Consider the following 26,312-nt stretch of genomic DNA (forward strand, 5'->3'; position numbering starts at 1 on the left):
ACGAGACGAGGACACGTTATAATCTCTAAATTGTTTTTAACGGATAGTGGCAATCATTTTGAATCGGACAATTACGACACTTCGGATTAGTTGGTCTACAAGTTTCTCTCCCTAAAAAGGATATAGCCATGCCAATTTCTCCCCAAATGCTTTTGGGAAGGATTTGCATTAATTGTTTTTCAACTTTATTTCCATCTTTACTTTCATTAGCTAAACCGATTCTTGGCGCAACCCTAATCACATGTAAATCCACTACGATGCCTTCGGCAGGAACTTTCATTTCCCGCATAATTACATTGGCCGATTTTCTGCCTATTCCTTTTAAAGCAGTCAGTTCCGGTAATGTTGTAGGGATGTTATCGACGGATTTTAAGGTTTTAGCAATTTCGAGTAACCAACTTGATTTGGTGTTAAAGTTTCTTACCTTATTTACTAAAGGGAATAGTGTTTCAAAACTTGCTGTAGATAAGCTTTCAAAGTCAGGATACTTTTGGAATAAAGCCGGTGCAATCTTGTTGATATTAGCATCAGAGTCTTGAGCCGATAGAACAACCATTACTATTAATTGGTACAAGTCTTCATACTCCAAAGGGTGTTTTTTACCTCGATACAAATCAATGACCGGTTGTAGTTTTGCGTCCCAAGTATTCGAATCAAATAAATTCATCTTCTAAGAATTTAAAAAGGAGGTAATGTTATGGATTACTGCTTCACTTCCTAAAATTTTGCGATGCCCTAAATGTTCTGTAATCATGAGTTCACTTTTTTCCAAATGTTTATGGATGTGGTGAGCCGCTTTGACCGAAACATCAGCATCGTTTTGATCGTGAATGACCAATACCGGAATTTTAACCTCTTGGGCTGCAAAATGCGCAGAATAATGTTCCATCGGTTCTCCGAATTTTTTTTCGAAATGGGCTTTCAACAACGTTGCGTATGTTACGGACAATTTTAATTTTTTAACAAAGTCTTCTAAAATGTCTTGAATCACATCACCACTACCAATGATCACTGCTTTTTTTACTTGAAGGTTTTGCTTTATGGCATTTAAAATAGACATGCCGCCCAAGGAGTGACCTACAGCAAACTCAAAAGGGCCAAATTGTTTTTCCAATTCTAAAATCGAAGCAATAAACTCAGTCATAATAGTTGTTTTGCCCTCCGATTTGCCATGAGCCGGTGCGTCAAAACTTACTGTTTGGTAACCCATTTTTACTAACTCATCGGCAATTTTCACCAATTGGGTTCCGCGTCCCGACCAACCGTGAACTAGTAATACTTTTTTCTCACTTTCTCCATAGTGATACACTTGAATTTTCTTTTGTATGGTAGGGATGTAAAGCTTCGTTTTCCGACTTTGTTCTTCCATCTGCCATTCGCGCTTCGGAATTTTGTATTTGATTGGCGTGGTAAAAAGTCGGGCTGCAAAAAGAGTGGTTAATTTTGGAGAAATTCTCTCTAATATTTTAGCTATAAACAAAATTGACTTCGGAATTTGCAATGATTGAGTAGATTTTTGGGCCTTTTTTGTCATTTCAATAATTTTTTGGACGCTTAAAAACTTAACTTAAATTTTGTTAAATTTCAACATCATAAATATACGTCAAAATGCAAAATCAAACCCGAATAATTATTGAAAATGTTACGCCTCAATTGGATGGCGGTGCTTTTTATATCAAGAGAATTGTTGGACAATCGGTTGTGGTAAAAGCCAATGTTTTTGCCGACGGACATGATGTAATAGCGTCTTGTGTTAAGTTCAAACATGAGTCGGCCAAAAAATGGCAGGAAGTACGCATGACCGAATTAGGGAATGATGAATGGCAAGCTGAGTTTACTGTAGAGAAACAAGGTCACTTTTCGTATTTCGTCGAAGCTTGGGTGGATTATGCCTTAAATTGGCAACACGGTACCGAGCGAAAAATACAAGACAATCAATATGTCAAATCAGAATTGCTTGAAGGCGCTGAATATTGCGAAGCTATTCTAAAAGAAGTAACCGCTTCTGAAAAAAAATACCTAAACGAAGCAATCAAAGCTTTTCAAGACGAGAAGCTATACGACAAGGCTATTCAAATCGCATTATCTAAAGAATTACACCATATTTTTGAAGCTTATCCCACGAGAACTTTAGCCAACAAGTCACACGAATTGCAAGTGTATGTCGATCGTCCCAAAGCCTTGTTCAGTACTTGGTACGAATTTTTTCCGCGCTCGTCTTCTCCTGAAAAAGGAAAGCACGGGACGTTTAAAGATTGTGAAAAGTTATTGCCTAGAGTAGCCGCGATGGGTTTTGATACCTTATACTTTCCGCCGATTCATCCGATTGGTGAAGTCAATCGCAAAGGGAAAAACAATGCGACTACTGCTGAACCGGGCGATGTGGGTTCACCTTGGGGCATAGGTTCTCAATATGGCGGACACAAAGCCACGCATCCCGAATTGGGAACGATAGATGATTTCAAATCCTTAGTCAAAACAGCCAAAAGTTTGGGGATTGAAGTGGCTATGGATTATGCGCTTCAAGCTGCGCCGGACCATCCGTATGTGAAAGAGTTTCCACAATGGTTCAAATGGCGCCCGGACGGAACGGTACAATATGCCGAAAATCCGCCGAAGAAATACCAAGACATTATGCCGATTTACTTTGAAACCGGCGATTGGAAAAATCTTTGGAAAGAATTGTTGGATGTTGCACTGTTTTGGGTTGAAGAATGTGATATCCGCGTGTTCCGCGTAGACAATCCGCATACCAAACCGTTTTATTTTTGGGGTTGGCTTATAGCCGAAGTCAAAAAGAAACATCCTGATGTACTCTTCTTAGCCGAAGCCTTTACACGTCCGAAAATCATGCACGAGTTGGCCAAACAAGGTTTCTCGCAATCCTATACTTATTTCACTTGGCGCAACACCAAAGCGGAATTAATCGAATATGTAGAAGAATTAACCAAAACCGAGCAAGCCGATTTTTACCGACCTAATTTCTGGCCTAACACGCCGGATATTCTTCCATACGCACTCCAAAGCGGTAACGAGAGCATCTATTTGCACAAATATTTCTTAGCGGCTACCTTAAGTTCCAGCGTTGGGATTTACGGACCGGTCTATGAGTATATGGTGTCGGAAGCCATGCCGGGAAAAGAAGAATATTTCAACTCCGAGAAATATGAATTTTACCACTGGGACTGGAGCATTCAAAACAAGTTGATTGCCATCATCACCAAAATCAATAAAATCCGCAAGGAACAACCGTCGTTGCAACAAACCAATAACATCCAATTTTGTGCTACCGACAACGACCAAATTTTAGCCTATTACAAATTTGACGATGCCAAACATGACGAAACGCTAATGATTTGCAGCCTTGATCCTTATTACGCTAAACAAGCCTGGGTACAATTGCCGTTGGCTTCGTTGGGGATTCATGCCGGGCAAACGGTAAAAGTGGTCGATTTAATTACCGGCAATAGCTACCATTGGGATAAAGAATGGAATTTCGTGGAATTGCACCCGGCCTTGCCGTTCCATTTGTTTAAAATTTACAAATAGTCTTATGGAAAACGCTAACCAAGACACCTTCGCCAATCCGTTTAAGTTCAAATCGGAATGGAAAAATGCTTTCACCGACGAAGAGTTTATCAAAGTCTTTGCTTCTGATATACTCGAGAATTACATCATCAACAAACGTTGGTATGGCGGTAAAGCCAGTACGTTAAAGTATATCGAAGTCGTAGATCATTTTAAAATCACGTCTAAGAAAAATACCTATTACGGGGTTTTGCTCGAAGTGAATTTCAAGGAAGCGTTTTACCAACATTATTTTATGCCGTTGGCCTTCATGACGTCGGACGAATTGGATACGAGTACCATCATCTCGCCGGCTAAATTTGGCCCTATCGAAGGCTATTTGGTGGATGCTTTGCACCAGGAAGATTTCCGCAAACTTTTGTTTGATAACATCGTCCAAGCCACCGAAAATCCGGAGCTGAAGTTGATTTTCCACAAAGGCACGCAGTTTAACGATAAAGAATACAAGTCGTCCAAATTCATGGGCTTGGAACAAAGCAATACGTCTATTATTTTCAATGACGCTTTTGTGCTCAAAATTTTCCGTCGCATTTATGTAAGTACCAATCCCGATTACGAAATCAGTCGTTTCCTGACAGAGCGCATGCATTTTAAAAGTTCACCGGCCTATACCGGAAGTATCAATTTGGCATTGCCCGAAGGTAACATTACTTTAGGTTTAATGCAGGAATTGGTGCCGAATCAAGGCGATGCCTGGAAATTCATGCTTGAGGAAATCGACGGTGTTTTTTCAAACTTAAAAAACAAAAAAATCAAGATCGATAAACTCCCGGATATTCCGATGTTCAAACGCATGAGGATTAATGATATTCCACCGGAAATTATTGATTGGGTTGGATTGAGTTTGTTCCTGCGTTTGCAAACTTTGGCCAAGCGCACCGCTGAAATGCACATCGCATTGGGCGGTGATATCCACGACACAGCGTTCACACCAACCACATACAATGGCGATTACACCGTGTGGCTCAAAAACCGAATGTTGTATCAGTTCCAAAACCGATTGAACATCATCGAGAATAGTTTGCACAAACTCGACGGACTAGCGCTCGAGCTGGCGCATCAGTTTATGGAAAATAAAAAAATCGTCCGCAAACACTTTGTCGATTTCGATTGGACCAAAATGAAATCCGAGCGCATTCGCATCCACGGCGATTATCACTTGGGGCAAATTTTGGTGAACGGGGACGATTTTTACCTGCTCGATTTCGAGGGCGAACCCGAAAGTACCATCCGCGATCGTAAAGTGAAACAACCGCCGCTTAAAGATGTGGCCGGGTTGTTCCGCTCCTTCCATTACGCTATTTATGCTACGATTTTCAACAACAAAGACAAGTATCCGTACGACCAAGACCAATTGTTCCAAGCGGCCGAAATCTTGTTCCACTATTTCGTAGGTGCGTTTTTGGAAACCTATATCGACAAAGCACAATCGGGTAATTTGAATATTGGCTATACACACGAAATCGAGTTTTTACTCAAGTATTGCCTGCTGGAAAAAGCGGTGTACGAACTCGGGTACGAACTCAATTCCCGTCCGCGTTGGGCGGTGATACCGTTGCGCGGCATACAGAGTATCATGAATTATTAAAAGGGGAAGCGAATCGTTCTGGCGGTTTCAGGAAGCGTCATTCCCGCTTTCCGCTCCAATCTTTTTGCTGACACAAAAAGGATTTCCACTCCAATCAGGGCTAGAGTGGAAAGGCCACTGAAACAAAAGACAAAACCTAACCAGCCCCGATTGGAAGTGCTACCGCGTAGCACAGAAAGCGGGAAAAAGGATAACAAGGAAGCACTGACCATTCGCTTCAAATCAATAACAATAGCAATGACAATTTCAATGTCAATAATATAATAACAACAACATGAACCAAGTACAAGTACACTCGCTTTTTACCGATTTCGACATCGATTTGTTCAAAGCCGGAAAGCATTTTCGATTATATGAAAAACTGGGCGCACACCTAACGGAAGTCAATGGTGTGAAAGGCGTGTATTTTGCCGTTTGGGCACCGGCCGCGCGTTCGGTTTCGGTCGTAGGCGATTTTAATTACTGGATCCAAGGCGAACACCAACTCAATGTGCGTTGGGACGGCTCGGGCATTTGGGAGGGATTTATTCCCGGCATCGACAAAGGCACACGCTACAAATACAAAATCCAATCCAATAACGAAGGTGTTATTACCGAGAAAGCCGATCCGTTTGCTTTGTTTTGTGAGCATCCGCCACAAACCGCTTCCGTCATTTGGGACTTAGAGTACAAATGGAAGGACAAAAAATGGATGGACAACCGCAAAGACAAAAATGCTTTAGATAAGCCGTTTTCGGTGTATGAAGTCCATTTAGGCTCATGGCGTCGCAATGCCGAAGGTAAATTCCTGTCGTATGTAGAAATGGCCGACGAATTAGTGGCTTACGTCAAAGAAACCGGTTTCACGCATGTCGAGTTTATGCCGGTGATGGAATATCCGTATGATCCGTCTTGGGGTTACCAATTGGTGGGTTATTTTGCACCCACTTCCCGTTTCGGCAAGCCGCAAGATTTTATGTTGTTGGTAGATAAATTTCACCAAGCCGGCGTTGGAGTTATTCTCGATTGGGTGCCATCGCACTTTCCGGAAGACGCACACGGACTGGGTTTTTTTGACGGTTCCAACTTATACGAACATCCCGACAGAAGAAAAGGATTTCATCCTGATTGGAAGAGTTTGGTGTTCAATTACGGACGCAATGAAGTGCGTTCGTTCTTAATCAGTAATGCTATTTTTTGGTTGCACCAATACCATGTCGATGGGTTGCGCGTAGATGCCGTGGCTTCAATGTTGTACTTAGACTATTCCCGCAAAGACGGCGAATGGGAACCGAATATTTACGGCGGTCGTGAAAACTTAGATACCATTAGTTTCTTAAAAGATTTTAATGAAGCCGTATATGCGGCTTTTCCGGATGTGCAAACCATAGCCGAGGAAAGTACGAGCTTCCCAATGGTTTCTCGTCCCACGTATATAGGCGGACTCGGATTTGGTATGAAATGGATGATGGGTTGGATGCACGACACCTTGCAGTATTTCAAAAAAGAACCGATTTACCGACGTTACCACCAAAACGACATTACGTTTTCCATGACCTACGCGTTTACCGAAAATTTTATGTTGCCGCTGTCGCATGATGAAGTGGTTTACGGAAAACATTCCATTTTAGGCAGAATGACCGGCGATGAATGGCAGCGTTTTGCCAATTTACGCTTGTTGTACGGCTATATGTTTACGCATCCGGGAACCAAGCTTTTGTTTATGGGCGCCGAATTCGGGCAAAGTGGTGAGTGGAATTTTGAAAACAGTTTGGATTGGCATTTGTTACAGTTTGGCTACCATCAAGGCATCAAAAAATGTATCACCGATTTGAATGCGTTATACAAAAATCATTCGGCTTTGTACGAGCAGCAATTCCACGCCGATGGTTTTGAATGGATTAATTATTCCGATAACGAAAACTCGGTGTTGGCCTACATTCGAAAAGGGTTGAATACTAAAGACGATTTAATCGTAGTGGCCAACTTTACGCCGGTCGTACATGAAAATTATCGTATCGGGTTACCGGCCAAAGGAAAGTTAGTTGAAGTCTTCAATTCGGATAATACCGAATACGGCGGAAGCGGGGTGATGTCAGTCAAACCAATAAAAATCGACAAACAAGCTTGGAATTTCCGTGAGTTTTCGGCGGAGTTGACTTTGCCACCTTTGGGTGTAACGGTTTACAAAATTTCTTAGCCTTATTTTAAGCCACGAATTACTTGAATTGTCACAAATTAAAAGGTGAAAATTCAAGTAATTCGTGGTTCTTCTTTTTTATTATTATCCGCAAACGTTGTAGTTAAAAACTACTTGAAACTGTTGTAAAATTTTGAGTATCATCTTTGTAAATTTGGCACTCGACTCTAATAAATCACTATGATTACCAATACAGAACTGGAATACAAAGGCGATCAATTTCCGTCGCAAATTGTTTCTTTTGAGCAAGATGTTGACAGTATTTATTTCCATACCGACAACAACGTTATTTTAAAAATCACCATACTTCGCGATAGCTTAATTCGTTTTCGATATACCACCAAAGGGTATTTCAGTAATGACTTTTCATATGCTATCGATAAAACCCAATCGCATGGCTACAACCAATTAGAGGTTACCGAAGAGTCGGAGTTTTACCAAATCAAAACCAGCAAAGTTTTTTGTAGGGTACAAAAAAAAGACCTTAAAATTTCGATTTACGACATTGACGGGTTCCCAATTTTAGAAGACGAACTCGGTTTTCATTGGGAAGAATGCTACGAACACGGTGGCAACATAGTGAAGATGAGTAAAGTCTCCAAAGACGGTGAAAGTTTCTACGGATTAGGTGACAAGCCAACGCATTTAAACTTGAAAGGCAAACGTGTGGAAAATTGGGCTACCGACCAATACGCTTTCCACAAAGACCAAGAACCATTGTACAAAGTAGTGCCTTTTTATATAGGTTTACACCATCACAAAGCGTACGGTATCTTTTTCGATAATACTTTTAGAACCTTCTTCGATTTTTGTCACGAACGCCGTAATGTAACCAGCTATTGGGCTGAAGGCGGCGAAATGAACTACTACTTTTTCTACGGTCCGAAAATGAGTGATGTGGTTGTGAATTACACGCACTTAACCGGAAAACCCGAGTTGCCGCCTATGTGGACTTTGGGTTACCACCAATGCAAATGGAGTTATTATCCGGAGAGCAAGGTGAAAGAAATTACCGGAAAGTTTAGAGAATTGCGCATTCCTTGTGATGCCATTTATTTGGATATCGATTATATGGAAGGTTTCCGTTGCTTTACATGGAGCAAAGAGTATTTTCCGGAGCCGAAACGCATGGTAGCCGAATTGGCTAAAGACGGTTTTAAAACGGTAGTTATTATTGATCCCGGAATCAAAATCGACAAAGACTATTGGGTATATCAGGAAGCGTTGAAAAACGATTATTTCTGTAAACGAGCCGATGGTCCGTTCATGAAGGGCAAAGTGTGGCCTGGCGAATGTAATTTTCCCGATTATACCAACCCGGAAGTTCGCGAATGGTGGGCAGGCTTGTTTAAAGAATTGATTTCGGAAATCGGCGTGAAAGGGGTTTGGAATGATATGAACGAACCTGCTGTCATGGATGTTCCCGGAAAAACCTTCCCGAACGACGTTCGCCATGATTACGATGGTAATCCGTGCAGTCACCGCAAAGCGCATAATATTTATGGTACCCAAATGGCACGCGCTACTTACGAAGGTGTGAAGCGATTTGCCTATCCTAAAAGACCTTTTATTATAACCCGTTCCGCTTATTCCGGTGCACAACGTTATACTTCGTCATGGACCGGTGATAATGTGGCGAGTTGGGAGCATTTGTGGATAGCCAATATCCAAATGCAACGCATGTCGATGTCGGGTATGGGCTTTACCGGTTCGGATATCGGTGGTTTTGCCGAGCAACCTTCGGGCGAATTGTACGCGCGATGGATTCAGTTAGGTGTGTTTCATCCGTTTTGCAGAACGCATTCATCGGGTGATCACGGCGAGCAAGAACCTTGGTCTTTTGGGGAAGAAGTCATCGATATCACAAGGAAATTTGTGGAATTGCGTTATCAGTTGTTACCATATTTGTATACCATGTTTTGGCAGTACGTTAACGAAGGTGTACCGATGTTAAAACCGTTGGTGTATTTTGATCAAGACGATTTCCATACACATTACAGAACTGATGAATTCATTTTCGGAAATCAAATTTTGGTCTGTCCTATTTTAGAGCCTAATGCTTTGGGTCGCCGTATGTATTTGCCTAAGGGCAATTGGTATAACTTCTGGACGAATGAAGTGATTGAGGGGAAAAAGGAGTTGTGGGTGAATACCCAATTTGATGAGATTCCGATTTTCATCAAAGAAGGCGCTATTATTCCGAAATATCCGGTACAACAATACGTTGGAGAAAAGCAAATTGAAGAACTGATTTTGGATGTTTATTATAAACTAGGTAAAGAAAAATCGACAGTTTACGAAGATGCGCAAGACGGTTATGATTACAATAAAGGTCGTTTCTCCTTGCGAACTTTCAACTTGAATGGGAAAGAAAAAGAGCTCATCATTCAGCAACACCAAGAAGGTACTTTTGAAACGACATACACCAAATTCAAAATCAACTTAAAAGGTTTGCCGTTTAAAGTCAAGAAAGTAGAAGTAGACAACGAAAAAATTGCATTAGACAAATTGCATCTTAACGGAGACAATTCCCTAGTTATCGACAAAGATTTTACCGAGTTGCATCTCATAGGTTAAGCCAGTTTTCTTACCTTTGTGAAACCAAAATATAAAACATGAAAAAAGGAATTTTTTTGGGTGTTTCGCTGTTGGTATTGATAGCGATTGCCTGTTCTACTAATCCGGTAACGGGAAAGAAAACTTTGGCCTTGGTGTCGAATTCGGAAATTTTCGCGTCTTCTTTTAGTCAGTACGGCGAATTTTTAAAGACGAATAAAGTCATTGCCGGTACAGCTGATGCCAAACGCGTTGAAACCGTTGGAATGAAAATCAGAGCTGCGGCCGAAAAATTACTACAATCCAGAGGAACGCAAGGACAATTGCAAGGTTATGCATGGGAGTACAAATTGGTTGACAATAAAGAAGTCAATGCTTGGTGTATGCCCGGAGGAAAAATTGTATTCTATTCCGGAATTTTACCTATTTGTAAAGACGAAGCCGGTATGGCAACCGTTATGGGACACGAAGTAGCTCACGCTTTGGCCAATCACGGTCAGCAACGCATGAGTGCCGGATTAGCCCAACAAGTTGGAGCCGGAGTAGCGCAAGCAGCTGTAGGCGGGAAAAGTGCCGAAACTCAAGCCTTAGTGATGCAAGCTTACGGTATCGGAACCACAGTAGGCGGTATGCTGCCTTTTAGCAGAAGCCATGAAACTGAAGCAGATGAAATTGGGTTAATTTTAATGGCTATAGCCGGTTACAATCCGGAAACATCCATTGCTTTTTGGGAAAGAATGTCGGCCAAGTCGGGCGGTGCAGCACCTGCTGAGTTGTTAAGCACTCACCCTTCGGATGCAACCAGAATTGCCAATTTGAAAAAGATGATTCCGAAGGCTAAAGCGGAAGCTGCCAAATTCGGGGTAACCTTTAAATAATAAAATTAGTTTATATTTGAATCCTGTCTCATAGTCGAGACAGGATTTTTTATTTAAAAACAAGCGTATGGCAACACTTCCCAAAGGGCATCCGAAATTATTAAATGCTTGGGCATTTTACGATTGGGCCAATTCCGTTTACAGTTTGGTAATCGCTTCGGCGGTTTTTCCGATTTTTTACGAAATGATTTTCAAACAAAGCGGTAAAAATTATGTTAACTTTTTAGGTTGGCAATGTAAAGATACCGCGATGATTAGTTTTGTTACGGCTTTCGCCTTTTTGGTTGTGGCGCTCTTTTCACCTTTTTTGTCCGGTATAGCTGATTATATTGGAAATAAGAAAGCTTTTTTGCGCTTTTTTTGTTATTTAGGCGCTTTGTCTTGTATCGGATTGTTTTGGTTCGATTTGGATAAGCTGTTTTTGAGCTACACTTTTTATTTTTTCGGATTGATTGGTTTTTGGTCGAGTTTGGTGTTTTACAATTCTTACTTGCCTGATATTGCCTATCCGGAACAACAAGATAAAGTAAGTGCGCGCGGATTTTCTATGGGTTATATAGGAAGTACCTTATTGCTTATTTTCAATTTGGCTATGGTCATGTTTCCGCATACGTTTGGTATTGGCGGTAGTGACGAAGAAGCCAGTATGATGGCCATGCGTATTTCTTTCTTAACGGTAGGTGTTTGGTGGATTGGCTTTAGCCATATTACTTATTATTATTTGCCTAAAGGAACGCGTAATAATGCAAAATTGAGCAAGGATTTTATCTTTAAAGGTTTTCGCGAGTTGAAGTTGGTTTGGCATCAGTTACAAGAAAACTTAGCATTGAAGCGTTATTTGTACAGCTATTTTGTCTTTATTATGGCGGTACAAACTGTAATGTTGGTGGCCACTTATTTTGGAGCTACCGAAATTGCTTGGGAATCGCCGGGTCAAAAAACGATGGGGTTAATCATTAGTATTTTGGTTATACAATTGGTGGCCGTTTTGGGTGCTTTTTTAACGTCACGTGCTTCTGCGGTATACGGAAATTTAAATGTTTTAATTTTCCTGAATGCTTTTTGGGCCGTGCTTTGTGCCTTTGCTTACTTTGTGGAAACACCGGTAGAATTTTACACTACAGCCGGTTTTGTTGGTTTGGTTATGGGCGGCATCCAATCGCTGGCCCGCTCTACTTATTCGAAACTATTGCCCGAAACCAAAGACACTACTTCGTTCTTTAGTTTTTACGATGTGACTGAAAAAGTCGGTATTGTAATCGGGATGTCAATTTACGGTATCATTGACCAAATCACAGGTAGCATGCGTAATGCCATCGTCTTTTTGGGGGCTTTTTTCATCATTGGCTTAATTCTGTTGTTCAGAGTTCCCAAAAATGCCTTGAGAAATAAATAAATCAATTATATTTGGAAAAAAATTACACAAACAAAATGAAAAACATAAAATATCTAATCGGGATATTCCTCATTCTAACAGCTTTTACCTTTACTTCTTGTGAAAATGAGCCGATTGATCCGGCCATTAATATAAACACTTGTAATGAACCATCGTCTCTTCAGGCTAGTGATTTTGTCAATAATTCAATTGTTAACTTAACATGGTCACCTGGTGGAAATGAAACTTCTTGGACTATTGAATACGGCGTTCAAGGATTTGCATTAGGAACAGGAACAACAATAGTTTCTCCCACAAATTCTGCTACCATCGCAGGTTTGAATTCAGGAAACAGTTATAGTTTTTACGTAAAATCAAACTGTTCTGCAGATGAAAGCAGCCAATGGGTTGGACCGGTAACTGTTCAGGCAGTTGTGAATCCGAATTGTGGAAATCCAACCAATTTAACAGCTTCTAGAAATGCTACTCAAAATACAACAGTGAATGTAGCTTGGGCAGCCGGAGGAACTGAAACATCTTGGGAGATACAATACGGTACAACCGGATTTCCACTTGGTAACGGAATTACAGTAGCCTCAACGACCTTAACTAAAGAAATCACCAATATAGCTACTACAGGCGGTTATGACTTTTATGTCAGAGCCAAATGTACTGCTACTGAATTCAGTAGTTGGGTAGGACCAATAAATGTAGCAGCTGTAAACAATACAGGTGGAACTGTTGCCGGGACTTACAGACTTACTGCTTTTAATACTTCCGTTCCAACAGACTTAAACAATGATGGAACTGCTTCTGTAAATCAGATGAATGAGACAGCTTGTATGAATGATATGTTTTTAACACTAAATGCTAACAATACTTTTGTTTCTGATTCTAAAGGAACTGATATTGATATTCAAGTTGATGCAGCCACCGGAGAAACGGTTGAAACAATAACTTGTTTTACAGATCCTGACTTGTCAGGAACTTGGACACTTTCAGGAAATATTCTATCGCTAACTTATACAGATCCCGAAACAGGTGATGTTATGACGGACAGTTTTAACGTTGTAGGCAACACTTTAGTTTACACCATAAACGATGGTGCTGTTGTAGGGACAGAAGTAACCACAGGAGCGCCGGTCTATTTAACCTGCGACATATCTCTTATTTATACCAAACAATAAAACCCATAATCATACATGAAAACTATAAAACTAATAGTTGGACTTTTTTTAATTTTTACTGCCTTTACCTTTACTTCTTGTGATAATGAACCGATAGACAGTAGTATCGAATTAAATAACGGCAACAACAACGGAGGAGGTAACAATGGCGGAGGTAATAACGGAGGCGGAGGAACTTCTACCGGAGATTATTGGCCGGCTGCATTGAATAATCAATGGGTTTTTAAGTTGGATGGAGTACAACAACCACCAATGAAAATAATTTCTATCAATAGCATTGGCGGTAGTACTTACTATACATTCGATACTTTATTCGGACAAGGTTCTATGGGAACTATGGGTTCCGCTACAACAAGAATGAAAAAGAATTCTGGTGATTATTACATCAAAATAGAAGATTTGAATCTGAATTTAGGTAATAATTTAACCGCAACGATGACAGGTTTTGAATATGTGATTTTGAAGGATTACTTAGCTGTAGGCCAAACTTGGAATGGGGTTTATACGCAAACAACCAATTATAGCGATCCACAAATTCCGGATATTACACAAACTACAAATTATACCGGTACTATAGTGGAAAAAGGCGCAACGGTAACCGTAAACGGAGCCAGTTATACGAATGTAATTAAATTGAGAATAAGCCAATCAACTACTTTTCCGGGATTACCAACGCCAACCGTTGCTGATTCGGATTATTGGTTTGCTAAAGATGTCGGACCAATTAAAGCCGTTACCGTTTCTCAAGGCAGTACAACTACTAATGAGTTGATGTCGTTTATTTTGAATTAATTATTACCAAGATAAATTATAAAGTCCGTCAATTTGGCGGATTTTTTTTGTGGCATAGTCATTGACTTGTCACAGCAGTAGAGTATCTTTCCCATAAACCAATCGTTTTTGGTATTAATGATATGTTAATCCATGACGATTAATTTTCAGCTACTTAAAGATGTTTTACCTTTGTGTATCATTATTTTTTTAATGTCAATTTGACTAAATTAAACGCCACATGCGAAACCACAATATTTTAACACTAGACAATCTGTCATTGCAGGAGTTCGATGCCGAAACCGATTTGATTCCGTTACTAACACCGGAAGACGAAGAGGAAATGAACAAGGAAGAATTACCCAACTCACTGCCTATTTTACCCTTGCGCAATACCGTTTTATTTCCGGGTGTCGTAATTCCGATCACGGCAGGAAGAGATAAATCGATTAAACTCATCAACGACGCCAATGCCGGAAACAAAATCATCGGTGTAGTCGCCCAAAAGAATGAAGAGGTTGAAGATCCAACCAAAAACGACATTCATACCATCGGAACAGTAGCGCAAATTCTACGCGTTTTAAAAATGCCTGACGGTAATGTAACGGTTATTCTGCAAGGCAAAAAGCGCTTTGAAATCGATACCGTAACGGCCGAAACGCCTTACTTGAAAGCTGTTATTAAAGAAGTCGAAGAAAAGCGTCCCAAAAAAAATGATACTGAATTCCAAGCGATAGTAGATTCAATCCGAGAATTAGCCATCGAAATTATAAAGGAAAGCCCGAACATTCCAACCGAAGCAACTTTCGCCATCAAAAACATCGAAAGCCAATCGTTCCTAATCAATTTTGTTTCTTCTAATATGAACTTAACAGTGAAGGAGAAACAAGATTTGTTAACGATTAATGTCTTGAAAGATCGTGCAATGGAAACTTTGCGTTATATGAACGTAGAGTTGCAAAAGTTAGAATTGAAAAACGATATTCAATCGAAAGTTCGATTCGACCTCGACCAACAACAACGCGAATATTTCCTCCACCAACAAATGAAAACCATTCAGGAAGAATTGGGTGGCGTTTCCTATGAACAGGAAATCGAAGAAATGCGTCAGAAGGCCAAGACTAAAAAATGGGACGAAAAGACTGGCAAGCATTTCGAGAAAGAAGTCTCGAAGTTGCAACGCATGAATCCCCAAGCACCCGATTTTGGTATTCAAAGAAACTACTTAGAGTTGTTTTTAGAATTGCCTTGGAACGAGTATTCTCAGGACAATTTCGACTTAAAACGGGCTCAAAAAATATTAGACCGCGACCATTTTGGTTTGGAAGATGTCAAAAAACGCATCATCGAACATTTGGCCGTACTCAAATTGCGCAACGATATGAAATCGCCTATCATTTGTTTAACCGGACCTCCGGGCGTGGGTAAAACCTCCATTGGTAAATCGATAGCAGAAGCTCTAGGTAGAGAATACGTGCGTATTTCGTTAGGCGGTTTGCGCGACGAAGCAGAAATTCGCGGTCACCGTAAAACCTATATCGGTGCCATGCCGGGCAGAATTATCCAAAGCTTGAAAAAAGCCGGTACGTCCAATCCGGTATTTGTGTTGGATGAAATCGATAAATTGTCGAGCAGTCACCAAGGCGATCCGTCATCGGCTTTATTGGAAGTGTTGGATCCGGAACAAAACAAAGAGTTCTACGATAACTTTTTGGAAATGGGTTACGACTTGTCGAAAGTGATGTTCATCGCCACTTCTAACAATATGGCTACGATACAACCGGCTTTGAAAGACCGTATGGAAGTGATTAAAATGACGGGTTATACCATTGAAGAGAAAATTGAAATTGCACGCCAACACTTATTGCCGAAACAATTAAAAGAACACGGATTAACCAACAAAGATTTATCCATCGGCAAAAAGCAATTGGAAAAAATTGTGGAAGGTTACACCCGTGAATCCGGCGTTCGTAGCTTGGAAGCCAAAATTGCTCAAGTCATCCGAAATGCGGCCAAATCGGTTGCTATGGAAGAAGATTACAATAAAAAAGTAACCGATGAAGATGTAGTAGCCATTTTAGGCGCACCAAAGTTAACCCGCGACAAATCGGAAAATAATGATGTGGCCGGTGTAGTAACCGGTTTGGCATGGACTTCAGTTGGCGGTGATATATTATTTATTGAATCTTTGATTTCTCCGGGTAAAGGCGCCTTGACGCTCACAGGAAATCTTGGAACGGTCATGAAGGAATCAGCCACGATTGCCCTCGAATATATCAAAGCAAATGCTGAACTTTTTGGTCTTGACAACGAAATTATCGGCAAATACAATATCCATTTACACGTACCGGAAGGTGCCACTCCTAAAGACGGACCAAGCGCCGGAATTGCGATGTTGACGTCGTTAGTTTCTTTGTACACGCAACGAAAAGTCAAAAAAGATTTGGCCATGACAGGTGAAATCACCCTGCGTGGCAAAGTCTTACCGGTGGGCGGAATCAAAGAGAAGATTTTAGCAGCCAAAAGAGCAAACATCAAAGAGATTATCCTTTGTCACGAAAACAAAAGCGATATTGAGGAAATCAAATCGGAATATTTAGAAGGATTGACATTCCATTACGTTAAAGAAATGAAAGATGTGATTGACATTGCCTTGACCCAACAAAAGGTCAAAAATGCCAAAAAACTATAAGTCATTTTATAAATAATTAGAAGGCATGAGTGATACCAAAGCTCATGCCTTTTTTATTAACTTTTTTCCTCCGAGATAAAATAATATCTTCGCATCTCCGTTATAGTAATTGCCTTAAGTTAATTTGAATGTTTAGAAACACAATTTGTATTGCCTTTTGCCTCGTCGGTTTGGTCGGTTTCGGACAAGTTGGCGGTCAATCGGTATACCAATTTCTAAACCTGGTTACTTCGCCCAGGCAAGCAGCTCTTGGCGGAAAAGTGATTACTTTTTACGACCAAGATGTCAACCAAGGGCATTTCAATCCGGCTTGTATTAATGCCGAAATGGACAACAAATTGTCGCTCAACTATGGTAGTTATTTTGGCGAAGTGACTTACGGAACGGCTTCTTATGCCTATACTTACGATCGTCATGTGCAAACTTTTTTCGGTGGTGTCAATTATGTGAATTATGGCAAGTTTGACGGATACGACGAAAATGGCCAGCAAACAGCCAGTTTTACCGGTAGCGAAATCGCGCTTAGTTTTGGTTATGCTTACAATGTGCCGTTTACCGATTTGTATCTTGGTGCCAATGCCAAGCTGATTTCTTCGTCTTTGGAAAGTTACAATTCGTTTGGAGCCGCCATAGATATCGGTGCTTTGTTTATCGACACTCGAAACGATGTCAATTGGGCCATTGCCATTCGAAACATCGGAACTCAAATTACGCCTTACGCCGAGACACGTGAAAAATTGCCTTTGGAAGTCTTAATCGGAGTGTCACAACTCATGGAAAATGTTCCGATTCGTTGGCATTTAACCCTGGAAAATATGCAGCAATGGCAGTTGGCTTTTGCCAATCCGAATAGGGCAGAAGGGAATTTGGACGGCGGTTCGACTCCTGAAAAAGTATCATTTTTTAACAATGCGTTACGCCACGTGATTGTAGGTGCCGAATTGTTTCCCGACAAAGGCTTTAACATTCGCCTGGGCTATAATTTCCGTAGAGCTGAAGAATTGCGTATTTTAGAGCAGCGAAATTTCTCCGGATTGTCGGTGGGTTTTGGCTTGAAAATCAACAACTTGAAATTTAATTATTCGTATTCGAGATATACTTTAGCGGCCAATACTAGTTTGTTTGGATTGACGATAGATTTTTCGGGGAACCGATATTAAAAACTGAGGTTCGCGAACAGCAAAAAAATAATATTGTGAGCAAAAAAATTACCATAGCCATCGACGGATTTTCTTCCACCGGCAAAAGCACTTTAGCCAAGCAATTGGCCAAACATTTAGGATATGTTTATGTAGATTCCGGCGCGATGTACCGTGCGGTGACTTATTTTGCCATGCAGAACGGTTGTGTTGGTCCCGATTTTTTTGACAAACAAACCTTAATCAATAGTTTGCCGTTTATCAAATTGCATTTCGAGTTTAATCCCGATTTGGGTTTTGCCGAAATGTATTTGAATGGTGAGAATGTCGAAGCGGCAATTCGTACCATAGAAGTTTCCGGTTATGTGAGCAAGATTGCTGAGGTTTCGGAAGTCAGAGCCAAATTGGTTGAGCAACAACAAGAAATGGGTAAAGACAAAGGCATAGTAATGGACGGCCGCGACATAGGAACAGTGGTGTTCCCCGATGCCGAACTTAAGGTGTTTATGACGGCCAGTCCGGAAACCCGTGCCCGTCGCCGTTATGACGAATTACAAGCCAAAGGCCAAGAGGTTTCTTTTGAAGCCGTGCTGAAAAACGTTGTAGAACGAGACCATATTGATACCCACCGCGAAGATTCTCCTTTGGTTATGGCCGATGGCGCTATCGAGATTGACAATTCCGCACTTACCCGAGAGGAACAATTTGACGCTGTCTTAGCCTTGGTGGACCAAGTCTCGAAATCGTTGTAAATATTTTTTTTTCTCAATATAAATAGTAGATTTACGGGTTGTTATTTACTAAAACCAAAAACTATTATTTATGAGTATAAAAAACAGATTAATTGCCATGAACTTCTTTCAGTTCTTTGTCTGGGGTGCTTGGCTTATTACCATTGCCAACTTTTGGTTTGGCACGAAACAATGGGACGGAACCCAATTCGGATTGGTATTCGGAACGATGGGAATTGCCTCTTTGTTTATGCCGACTTTAACCGGAATCATAGCCGACCGTTGGGTGAATGCCGAACGACTTTACGGGATTTTACATATAGCTTATGCTTTGGTTTTGTTTTACCTTCCGCAAGTTACCACACCGGAAAACTTTATATATGTGATGTTGGTAGCGATGTGTTGCTATATGCCAACCATTGCACTTTCTAATTCCATTTCTTATACGGCTTTGAAAAACAGTGCCGACAGCGATGTGGTGAAAGATTTTCCGCCTATTCGCGTTTGGGGAACTATTGGTTTTATTGCCGCCATGTGGTTGACCAATTTGACCGGAAACAAGGCTACTGCCTTTCAGTTCTACATAGCCGGAATTGCGGCTGTTTTGTTAGGATTGTATGCTTTTACTTTGCCGCAATGTAAACCGCAACACACCAAAGGCGAAAAGGCTTCGTTTATGGAATCTTTGGGGTTGGAAGCCTTTAAGTTGTTTGGTACCTATAAGATGGCATTGTTCTTTATCTTCTCTATGTTTTTGGGTGGTGCTTTGCAATTGACCAATGCCTATGGCGATGTCTTTTTGGATGAATTTAAACATTTTCCAAAATATGTTGATTCTTTTGTAGTAGAATATTCTACGATTATCATGTCGATTTCTCAGGTTTCGGAAACCTTATTCATTTTGGCGATTCCGTTTTTCTTAAAACGATTTGGTATCAAACAAGTAATGTTGATTTCGATGTTGGCTTGGGTATTGCGTTTTGGGTTGTTTGCTTACGGAAATCCAACCGATGGTTTGTGGATGATTATTTTGTCTTGTATCGTTTACGGAATGGCATTCGATTTCTTCAATATTTCAGGTTCATTGTTCGTGGAAACGTCTACCAATGCCAAAATTCGTTCTTCGGCTCAAGGTTTGTTTATGATGATGACCAACGGCTTTGGAGCAGTTTTGGGAAGCTTTACTTCCGGCTGGGCGATAGATAAATTCTTTACACACGACGGTGCCAGAGATTGGCACAGCATCTGGTTGGCTTTTGCGGCTTATTCTTTAGTGATTGCAGTATTGTTTGCCGTGATGTTTAAACACAAACACGATCCGAATGCGGTAGCCAATGTGAGTCATTAATTTAAAAGTGCTTACTATAAAAATAAAACCTGATAAGTTGTAAACTTGTCAGGTTTTTTTGTAGCCAAGAATGCGATGCGAATCCCGTCTAGCCCCGATAGGAGCAAACCGCCTTGCGGTGTGGATAGCGGGAAAATGCCCCGAAGCTTCGGGATGAAAATGCCCGAACCATTCGCTTCTGAAAAACAACCAACTAACAATAGTTTTTTCCGGTGTAATTGTTTTGTAATTAAGAAATTATGTTTAATTTTGCACACCTTTTGGCGGAGTAGAGTTTCCATTAGGGTTTACCAATTAAAATCTAACACTGCTGTGTTTGTTTTCGCATCAAGAAACTCTGGCAACATAGCATACAAATTTTTTATCAGCATGGCTGTATTAAACAAAGAACAAGAAGCGTTTTTAAATGAATTTAACTGGCACAACTATGCCGAAGGTATTGACGCGGTAGATGAGAAAAACTTGAAAGAGTTTGAAGATTTAGTAACTAAAACTTTTATCTCAACTGACCAAGAAGAAGTAGTAGAAGGTGTAGTAGTAAGAATTACTGAAAGAGACGCTATTGTTGACATTAACGCGAAATCTGAAGGAGTTATTTCTTTGAATGAGTTCCGTTACAATCCAAACTTAAAAGTTGGAGACAAAGTTGAGGTATTGATTGACGTTCGTGAGGACAAAACAGGTCAATTGGTATTGTCACACAGAAAAGCAAGAACTATCAAATCATGGGATCGTGTTATCGCGGCTAATGAAACCGGAGAAATCGTTCAAGGTTTTGTTAAATGCAGAACTAAAGGTGGTATGATTGTGGACGTTTTCGGTATCGAGGCGTTCTTACCAGGTTCACAAATTGATGTGAAACCAATCCGTGATTACGATGTATATGTGAACAAAATGATGGAATTCAAAGTGGTAAAAATCAACCACGAATTCAAAAACGTTGTAGTATCACACAAAGCATTGATTGAAGCTGATATCGAAGTTCAGAAAAAAGAAATCATCGGTCAATTAGAAAAAGGTCAAGTATTAGAAGGTGTGGTTAAAAACATCACTTCTTACGGTGTGTTCATCGATTTAGGAGGTGTAGACGGATTGATCCACATTACTGACTTGTCTTGGTCAAGAATCAACCACCCAAGCGAAGTATTGGAATTAGACCAAAAATTGAACGTTGTTATCTTAGACTTTGATGATGAGAAAACAAGAATCCAATTAGGTTTAAAACAATTAAACGCTCACCCTTGGGATGCTTTAGATGCTAACTTACAAGTTGGTGACAAAGTGAAAGGTAAAGTAGTAGTTATTGCTGATTACGGTGCTTTCATTGAAGTAGCTGAAGGTGTTGAAGGTTTGATCCACGTTTCTGAAATGTCTTGGTCAACTCACTTGAGAAGTGCTCAAGATTTCGTAAAAGTAGGTGATACTGTTGAAGCAGTTATCTTAACTTTAGACAGAGACGATCGTAAAATGTCATTGGGTATCAAACAATTGTCACAAGATCCATGGACAGACATTACCTCTAAATACCCTGTAGGTTCTAAACACACAGGTATCGTTAGAAACTTTACTAACTTCGGTATTTTTGTTGAGTTAGAAGAAGGAATCGACGGTTTAGTGTACATCTCTGACTTGTCTTGGACTAAGAAAATCAAACACCCATCTGAATTTGTTAACGTAGGTGACAAATTAGACGTAGTAGTATTAGAGTTGGATGTTGAAGGCCGTAAGTTGTCTTTAGGTCACAAACAAACTACTGAAAACCCTTGGGACAAACATGAAGATGCTTTTGCTGTTGGAACTATCCACACCGGAACTATCGCTGAGATTGTTGACAAAGGTGCTACTGTAGATTTCGGAGATGATGTAGTTGCGTTTATTCCAACACGTCACTTAGAAAAAGAAGACGGTAAAAAATTGAAAAAAGGTGAAGAAGCACAATTCAAAGTAATTGAGTTCAACAAAGAATTCAAAAGAGTAGTAGCTTCTCATACCGCTATCTTCAGAGAAGAAGAGGAGAAAAATGTAAAAGCTTCTAATGAAACTGTAGCTTCTACTAACAATGCTCCTGCTCAAACTTTAGGAGATAACAATGATATCTTAGCCGGCTTAAAAGCTGAAATGGAAAAGAAAGAGAAAAAATAATTTTTCCCTTTTGATTACATAGAAAAGCCCCGAGTAATCGGGGCTTTTTTTATTTCGAAGCTAAAAGTTTTGACTCCTCGGGTGTAAAATCGTTTACAATGGCGTAAGTTTTAATGTTTGTGATGTTCATTTCGTCTAAAATAGCCACTAGGTTACCATAGGTTGATTTTTTGCTGGGTTTGATTAGGACTATTGCGCCGTTTCTGGTATTTCTTTCAGACAAATATTTTTGAATGATTTTATTCTTAGCCATTAATTCTTTACGGATACCATTCTTACCGTATCCCAATTTTTTTGGCGGCTCGTTGGGCTCTTCTAACAATCCCCAATAAAAAATAATTTGGTCTTTCTCGTCTAATAAAAGTGTTATAGTACGATTAAAATCCGGGCGATGGCATCCACCAAAATGGCATCCGCCTTCATCGGCTAATCCCAAATCCATACTTTGTGGTCTGGCCAATTCTTTACTTACCATAAAGAAAACAATCAACAAAAATGAAACACTGACCATAGCAGCCAAGTCGATTCTTGTTTTGAACTTTTTGGTCTTGAATTTTTCTTTGATAATTCGGGAACTGTATTGCTGATTTTCCATTACTGTACGCTTTTAATGTAACAATCCTTTAAAGCTTCTACAGTTGTAACGGAAAAATAAATTAATTATTATAATATTCTCTTTTCCAAATTTCCTCGTTGAAGTTTTTACCCATCATAAAAAAGTAATAAGCAAATACTGCGAAAATCGATTTAAAAGCAAAAAGAAATACAATCAGCGAAGCCATAGGAACCGATTTGCTTAAATTGTTTTCAGGAACTAACATCGCAAGCAAAGCACTGAAAAGTATAGCCGTTACGGTAAAATAGCCTAAATTTTTAAAAGGCAAAACCATCAGTTTGCGCCACGGATTGATTTCGGTTCCCCATTGGTGAATCAAGTAATAGTAATCGTTTCTGATGGGCACAAAAAGCAATGGATCATCGTAGTTGAGCAAATGGAAAGCCTTACTCGGTGCTATGATTTTAAAGCCGTCTAATGAAGTCTGGTGCTGTTTTTCGAGACTTCTGATTTTGGTGATAGCTTCTTCGGGTATCTCGTTTTTAAAAATACTGCTGTCTAAGAATCGCAAGCGATAATCCACGCAAATTTTGCGGATTTGGTCGATGTGGAAAATTTTATCGGTTTCCAGCAAATCAAATTGCAAAGCATTAGAAATTGTTGAACTTTTGCGCTGCAACTTGTCAGTTACCATTTCCCGTTCCCACTCGTTTTCGGCTAAAATGGATTGTACTTGCGCTAAAATGGCAGCTTCTGATTGGCGTTTTTTTCTTTCGGAAAGTAATTCTTCTTGAAGGTTTACCTTGTGGAGCAACATAATGTAAATTTTTAAACAGTTGATAACTTGAAAATTACACAAACGAAATTTACAAAATATTTTTTTCAAAACTTACAAGCCGGCTTCCAAATTACTTTTCTACAGTTGTTAAAGTTTTGAAAAATTCTGCTGTAAAAATTGTATGCAAATTGCAATAAAAAACGCCCAAATTAATTCGGGCGTTTTTTATTTAATATCAAGGAAACAGTTATCTCAAACTGGCGCCTAATTCGTTTTCCATATTCTTCAACAACTTGCTCATGATTTTATCAATTTGCTCGTCAGTTAAAGTCTTCGTACTGTCTTGCAGTGTAAAACTTACGGCATACGACTTTTTGCCTTCCGGTAGGTTTTTGCCTTGGTACACATCAAACAAATTCACGGCTTTTAACAGCGATTTTTCGGTTTGACGCGCAATGTTGTAAATCGCATCAAAAGCCACTGTTTCATCTACCAAAAGGGCTAAATCTCTGCGAACTTCCGGATATTTCGGGATGTCGGTAAATTTAATTTTGCTACCGATGAGTTTTAAAATCAGATTCCAATTGAAATCGGCATAAAACACTTCCTGCTTGATGTCGAAATGTTTTAAAATCGATTTCTTCACAGTTCCGAATTCTACCAAAGTATCATTCCCGGAAGCTATGGCAATGCCTTCCGCAAACACATCCGAAGCAGCCGGTTTGTTTTGGATTTTGTTGATGCCCAATCGCTCTAAAACCGAACTTACATAACCTTTGAATAAAAAGAAATCGGAAGGTTTTTGCGGATTGGTCCAACTTTCAGCATTGCGATTACCTGAAACAAATAAAGTCAGGTGTTTCGGCTCGTCATAACCCGATGGCAATTTGTGGTACGTTTTTCCGAATTCGAATAATTTCAAATCACCGTTTCTGCGGTTGATATTATAGGAAACGGCTTCAAGTCCTGAGAATAGTAATGACTGACGCATGGCCGATAAGTCGTTGCTCAACGGATTCAACATCATTACATTGTATTCTTCTTTCAACATATCCGATAAACCAACGTAATCCGGTGTAGTCAAAGAATTGGCCATCATTTCATGAAAGCCTAAGCCGTTCAATTGGGTGGCCACTATGTTTTGTACTTTATAATCTTCCGTACGGGCAGAATTGGCTACTGTAGCATTTAATTTTTTGGTAAAATTGATGTTGTTGTAACCGTAAACGCGTAAAATTTCTTCAATCACATCGATTTCACGTTGTACATCAACACGGTAAGACGGAATGATTAAACCCAATCCGGCATCAGAAACCGTAGTCACTTTAATATCTAATGAAGCTAAAATTTTCTTGATGGTTTCTTTCGGCAATTCTTGTCCGATTAATTTATTGGCTTTTTCAAAATGAAGGAATACCGGGAAATCTTCAATTTTTTTAGGATATACATCGATAATGTCTGATGTTATTTCACCGCCGGCAACTTCTTTGATTAAAAGTGCCGCACGTTTTAAGGCAAACTCAGTAATATTAGGATCTATTCCTCTTTCAAAACGGAAAGAAGCATCGGTATTCAAACCATGTCTTTTGGCCGATTTTCGGATGGAAACCGGATTGAAGTAAGCGCTTTCTAAGAAAATAGCATTAGTTGTTTCGGTAACTCCTGAAGATTTTCCGCCGAAAACACCGGCCAAACAAAGCGGTCCTTTTTCGTCGCAAATCATTAAATCTTCTTCGTGTAAGGTTCTTTCCACCTCGTCTAAAGTGGTGAATTTGGTTCCTGCTGCAACCGTTTTCACAATAATTTTGCCATTAATTTTAGCTGCATCAAAGGCGTGTAACGGTTGGCCTAAATCGTGTAAAATATAATTGGTTACGTCAACAATATTGTTTTTCGGGGTTAAACCGATAGCTTTCAAACGGTTTTTCAACCAATCCGGCGATTCTTTTACGGTTACACCTGAAATGGTAACACCGCAATATCTCGGCGCTAACTTACTGTCTTTAACGTCAACGTCAATTTTCAAGGTTCTTTTGTCGATGCGGAATGTGCTTACTGATGGCGTGATTAATTCGACATTGCTGTTTTTTTGCAATAAGCTGGCACGCAAATCACGAGCCACGCCCATGTGCGACATCGCATCGGCACGGTTAGGGGTTAAACCGATTTCGAACACTTCATCATTTTCGATATTGAATACCTTAGCACAAGGCGTTCCCGGTTTTAGCTTTTCGTCTAATATCATAATGCCGTCATGACTGGTACCTAAGCCCAATTCATCTTCGGCGCAAATCATACCGTGGCTTTCTTGTCCGCGGATTTTTCCTTTTTTAATCTCAAACTCGTTACCGTCTTTGTCAAATAATTTGGTTCCGATAGTAGCCACAGGTACTTTTTGCCCGGCCGCTACATTAGCTGCACCACACACAATTTGCACCGGAGTACCATCGCCTAAATCAACAGTAGTGATTTTTAACCTGTCGGCGTCAGGATGTTTTTCACACGTCAACACATGACCAACAACTACACCTTCCAATCCGCCGCGAACCGATTGGTATTTTTCAACTACTTCTACTTCCAACCCTAAATCGGTTAATATAGCAGCAGTTTCTTCTGATTTTAAATCTATTTTAATGAATTGTTTTAACCAATTGTATGAGATTCTCATGTATCGTATTTTAAGGGTGCAAATATAGGAATTACAGTTTTCAGATTAAAATATATTTTTAAACGAAAGTGCGCTGAAGCTCAAATTAAAACATTGTTATATTGATGATTATTTGGGTATATTTTTAGAGAAACTC

At 40.0% G+C, this 26,312-nt stretch carries 19 protein-coding genes; 13 read left to right on the forward strand and 6 right to left on the reverse strand.

The window, feature by feature from the left end; translation table 11 throughout:
- Positions 1-25 precede the first annotated feature (25 nt).
- Both SK086_RS08660 and SK086_RS08665 read right to left on the reverse strand, forming a co-directional pair.
- A complete protein-coding gene (locus tag SK086_RS08660) occupies positions 26-667 on the reverse strand; it encodes an endonuclease III domain-containing protein (protein ID WP_324690981.1) in 642 nt (213 codons plus the stop codon).
- A 3-nt stretch (positions 668-670) separates the two neighbouring features.
- Positions 671-1,534, reverse strand: coding sequence for an alpha/beta fold hydrolase (locus SK086_RS08665; protein ID WP_324690982.1), 864 nt, complete (start codon positions 1,532-1,534; stop codon positions 671-673).
- 74 nt (positions 1,535-1,608) lie between these two features.
- Between SK086_RS08665 and SK086_RS08670 the strand changes: the two genes are divergently transcribed.
- The 12 genes from SK086_RS08670 (at position 1,609) to SK086_RS08725 (ending at position 20,032) form a co-directional block, all read left to right on the forward strand.
- Positions 1,609-3,549 (forward strand): alpha-1,4-glucan--maltose-1-phosphate maltosyltransferase, encoded by a 1,941-nt coding sequence (locus SK086_RS08670; protein WP_324690984.1) that lies wholly within the window; start codon positions 1,609-1,611, stop codon positions 3,547-3,549.
- Positions 3,550-3,553: 4 nt separating this feature from the next.
- Positions 3,554-5,176 (forward strand): trehalose synthase, encoded by a 1,623-nt coding sequence (locus SK086_RS08675; protein WP_290875227.1) that lies wholly within the window; start codon positions 3,554-3,556, stop codon positions 5,174-5,176.
- 274 nt (positions 5,177-5,450) lie between these two features.
- Positions 5,451-7,355, forward strand: coding sequence for a 1,4-alpha-glucan branching protein GlgB (glgB, locus tag SK086_RS08680; RefSeq protein ID WP_324690986.1), 1,905 nt, complete (start codon positions 5,451-5,453; stop codon positions 7,353-7,355).
- Between the two features lie 180 nt (positions 7,356-7,535).
- Complete coding sequence (locus SK086_RS08685) at positions 7,536-9,932, forward strand: glycoside hydrolase family 31 protein (protein ID WP_324690988.1); 2,397 nt, start codon at positions 7,536-7,538, stop codon at positions 9,930-9,932.
- A gap of 38 nt (positions 9,933-9,970) precedes the next feature.
- Entirely contained in the window at positions 9,971-10,789 is an 819-nt protein-coding gene (locus SK086_RS08690) for a M48 family metallopeptidase (protein WP_324690990.1), read from the forward strand.
- Between the two features lie 67 nt (positions 10,790-10,856).
- Positions 10,857-12,185 (forward strand): MFS transporter, encoded by a 1,329-nt coding sequence (locus SK086_RS08695; protein ID WP_324690992.1) that lies wholly within the window; start codon positions 10,857-10,859, stop codon positions 12,183-12,185.
- A gap of 35 nt (positions 12,186-12,220) precedes the next feature.
- Complete coding sequence (locus tag SK086_RS08700) at positions 12,221-13,351, forward strand: fibronectin type III domain-containing protein (protein WP_324690993.1); 1,131 nt, start codon at positions 12,221-12,223, stop codon at positions 13,349-13,351.
- Between the two features lie 15 nt (positions 13,352-13,366).
- Entirely contained in the window at positions 13,367-14,143 is a 777-nt protein-coding gene (locus tag SK086_RS08705) for a hypothetical protein (RefSeq protein WP_324690994.1), read from the forward strand.
- 220 nt (positions 14,144-14,363) lie between these two features.
- Positions 14,364-16,814, forward strand: coding sequence for an endopeptidase La (gene lon / locus SK086_RS08710; RefSeq protein ID WP_324690996.1), 2,451 nt, complete (start codon positions 14,364-14,366; stop codon positions 16,812-16,814).
- Between the two features lie 128 nt (positions 16,815-16,942).
- Entirely contained in the window at positions 16,943-17,974 is a 1,032-nt protein-coding gene (porQ, locus tag SK086_RS08715; protein ID WP_324690997.1) for a type IX secretion system protein PorQ, read from the forward strand.
- 35 nt (positions 17,975-18,009) lie between these two features.
- Complete coding sequence (gene cmk / locus SK086_RS08720) at positions 18,010-18,705, forward strand: (d)CMP kinase (protein ID WP_324690998.1); 696 nt, start codon at positions 18,010-18,012, stop codon at positions 18,703-18,705.
- A gap of 70 nt (positions 18,706-18,775) precedes the next feature.
- The gene (locus SK086_RS08725; protein WP_324690999.1) at positions 18,776-20,032 is read left to right on the forward strand and encodes a nucleoside permease; all 1,257 of its coding nucleotides are present in this window, start codon (positions 18,776-18,778) and stop codon (positions 20,030-20,032) included.
- Positions 20,033-20,046: 14 nt separating this feature from the next.
- Here the strand turns inward: SK086_RS08725 and SK086_RS08730 are convergent, their stop codons facing one another.
- Positions 20,047-20,313 carry a hypothetical protein gene (locus SK086_RS08730; protein ID WP_290875205.1) on the reverse strand — a complete coding sequence of 89 codons (267 nt, stop codon included), beginning with the start codon at positions 20,311-20,313 and terminating at the stop codon, positions 20,047-20,049.
- Between the two features lie 88 nt (positions 20,314-20,401).
- Here SK086_RS08730 and rpsA point away from each other — a divergent pair, with 88 nt between their 5' ends.
- Positions 20,402-22,174, forward strand: a complete 1,773-nt coding sequence (gene rpsA / locus SK086_RS08735) for a 30S ribosomal protein S1 (protein WP_324691001.1) — start codon at positions 20,402-20,404, stop codon at positions 22,172-22,174.
- A gap of 49 nt (positions 22,175-22,223) precedes the next feature.
- Here rpsA and SK086_RS08740 read toward each other — a convergent pair whose 3' ends face one another.
- The 3 genes from SK086_RS08740 to pheT all read right to left on the reverse strand — a co-directional run bounded on the left by SK086_RS08740 (position 22,224) and on the right by pheT (position 26,176).
- Positions 22,224-22,769: an ExbD/TolR family protein gene (locus SK086_RS08740; RefSeq protein ID WP_324691003.1), complete on the reverse strand. Its 546-nt coding sequence runs from the start codon at positions 22,767-22,769 to the stop codon at positions 22,224-22,226.
- A 61-nt stretch (positions 22,770-22,830) separates the two neighbouring features.
- Positions 22,831-23,547, reverse strand: a complete 717-nt coding sequence (locus SK086_RS08745) for a hypothetical protein (RefSeq protein WP_324691005.1) — start codon at positions 23,545-23,547, stop codon at positions 22,831-22,833.
- Positions 23,548-23,755: 208 nt separating this feature from the next.
- The gene (gene pheT / locus SK086_RS08750) at positions 23,756-26,176 is read right to left on the reverse strand and encodes a phenylalanine--tRNA ligase subunit beta (protein ID WP_324691007.1); all 2,421 of its coding nucleotides are present in this window, start codon (positions 26,174-26,176) and stop codon (positions 23,756-23,758) included.
- Positions 26,177-26,312 lie beyond the last annotated feature (136 nt).

It is taken from the genome of Flavobacterium cheonhonense, assembly GCF_035671315.1.
In the GTDB taxonomy this organism is placed as follows: Bacteria; Bacteroidota; Bacteroidia; order Flavobacteriales; family Flavobacteriaceae; genus Flavobacterium; species Flavobacterium cheonhonense.

Bases quoted from the DNA above. Each gene is read 5' to 3' on its own strand.
- SK086_RS08660 (WP_324690981.1), bottom strand. From the start codon at position 667: ATGAATTTATTTGATTCGAATACTTGGGACGCAAAACTACAACCGGTC.
- SK086_RS08665 (WP_324690982.1), bottom strand. From the start codon at position 1,534: ATGACAAAAAAGGCCCAAAAATCTACTCAATCATTGCAAATTCCGAAG.
- SK086_RS08670 (WP_324690984.1), top strand. From the start codon at position 1,609: ATGCAAAATCAAACCCGAATAATTATTGAAAATGTTACGCCTCAATTG.
- SK086_RS08675 (WP_290875227.1), top strand. From the start codon at position 3,554: ATGGAAAACGCTAACCAAGACACCTTCGCCAATCCGTTTAAGTTCAAA.
- glgB (WP_324690986.1), top strand. From the start codon at position 5,451: ATGAACCAAGTACAAGTACACTCGCTTTTTACCGATTTCGACATCGAT.
- SK086_RS08685 (WP_324690988.1), top strand. From the start codon at position 7,536: ATGATTACCAATACAGAACTGGAATACAAAGGCGATCAATTTCCGTCG.
- SK086_RS08690 (WP_324690990.1), top strand. From the start codon at position 9,971: ATGAAAAAAGGAATTTTTTTGGGTGTTTCGCTGTTGGTATTGATAGCG.
- SK086_RS08695 (WP_324690992.1), top strand. From the start codon at position 10,857: ATGGCAACACTTCCCAAAGGGCATCCGAAATTATTAAATGCTTGGGCA.
- SK086_RS08700 (WP_324690993.1), top strand. From the start codon at position 12,221: ATGAAAAACATAAAATATCTAATCGGGATATTCCTCATTCTAACAGCT.
- SK086_RS08705 (WP_324690994.1), top strand. From the start codon at position 13,367: ATGAAAACTATAAAACTAATAGTTGGACTTTTTTTAATTTTTACTGCC.
- lon (WP_324690996.1), top strand. From the start codon at position 14,364: ATGCGAAACCACAATATTTTAACACTAGACAATCTGTCATTGCAGGAG.
- porQ (WP_324690997.1), top strand. From the start codon at position 16,943: ATGTTTAGAAACACAATTTGTATTGCCTTTTGCCTCGTCGGTTTGGTC.
- SK086_RS08725 (WP_324690999.1), top strand. From the start codon at position 18,776: ATGAGTATAAAAAACAGATTAATTGCCATGAACTTCTTTCAGTTCTTT.
- SK086_RS08730 (WP_290875205.1), bottom strand. From the start codon at position 20,313: ATGGAAACTCTACTCCGCCAAAAGGTGTGCAAAATTAAACATAATTTC.
- rpsA (WP_324691001.1), top strand. From the start codon at position 20,402: ATGGCTGTATTAAACAAAGAACAAGAAGCGTTTTTAAATGAATTTAAC.
- SK086_RS08740 (WP_324691003.1), bottom strand. From the start codon at position 22,769: ATGGAAAATCAGCAATACAGTTCCCGAATTATCAAAGAAAAATTCAAG.
- SK086_RS08745 (WP_324691005.1), bottom strand. From the start codon at position 23,547: ATGTTGCTCCACAAGGTAAACCTTCAAGAAGAATTACTTTCCGAAAGA.
- pheT (WP_324691007.1), bottom strand. From the start codon at position 26,176: ATGAGAATCTCATACAATTGGTTAAAACAATTCATTAAAATAGATTTA.